The sequence below is a fragment of the Virgibacillus byunsanensis genome (assembly GCF_042675965.1).
In the GTDB taxonomy this organism is placed as follows: domain Bacteria; phylum Bacillota; class Bacilli; order Bacillales; family Amphibacillaceae; genus Virgibacillus_R; species Virgibacillus_R byunsanensis.
The window spans coordinates 1-667 of the sequence record NZ_JBHTKJ010000049.1 but is presented as its reverse complement, the minus strand read 5'-3'; the positions used below and the strand labels follow the sequence as shown (position 1 = coordinate 667).

The window sequence follows — 667 nt, the reverse complement described above, 5'->3', positions numbered from 1 at the left end:
AGATGTTTCAGTTCCCCGGGTCTGCCTCACGTATCCTATGTATTCAGATACGTGTACTGCTCCATTATGAACAGCGGGTTCCCCCATTCGGAAATCCTCGGATCAAAGTCTACTTACGACTCCCCGAGGCATATCGGTGTTAGTCCCGTCCTTCTTCGGCTCCTAGTGCCAAGGCATCCACCGTGCGCCCTTATTCACTTAACTAGCTTACAAAATAAATAAAAACGTACTATTTGAATCTAGCTTCAGCTCCTAGCAGCTAGCGTAATAGTTAATCTCTTTCCAAACTCCCAATTACATGGAGTTCTCCATGAGCTTATCTATTCGTACGCTGCAAATCAGTCGCTTCCGCTTTTTAGATGTCGCTTGAATGTGTTGCTCTTATTTAGTTTTCAAGGTACAAAAATGGAGCCTAGCGGGATCGAACCGCTGACCTCCTGCGTGCAAGGCAGGCGCTCTCCCAGCTGAGCTAAGGCCCCATATTTACTATAGATGGTGGGCCTGAGTGGACTCGAACCACCGACCTCACGCTTATCAGGCGTGCGCTCTAACCAGCTGAGCTACAGGCCCATCTATAACTATATTATTTATAATAAGGAATTACTCCCTCAAAACTGAACCAAACAACCATGTATGTCCTTACTGAGAGGGCCAACTCGTGGCACCT

At 47.1% G+C, this 667-nt stretch carries 2 tRNA genes and 1 rRNA gene; all 3 read right to left on the bottom strand.

Features of this window, described 5'->3' with window-relative positions:
- Positions 1–204: ribosomal RNA gene (locus ACFQ3N_RS15905) — 23S ribosomal RNA — on the bottom strand; the annotation flags it as partial.
- Positions 205–406: 202 nt separating this feature from the next.
- A tRNA-Ala gene (locus ACFQ3N_RS15900) sits at positions 407–479 on the bottom strand.
- 14 nt (positions 480–493) lie between these two features.
- Positions 494–570: transfer RNA gene (locus ACFQ3N_RS15895), tRNA-Ile, on the bottom strand.
- Between the last annotated feature and the right edge of the window lie 97 nt (positions 571–667).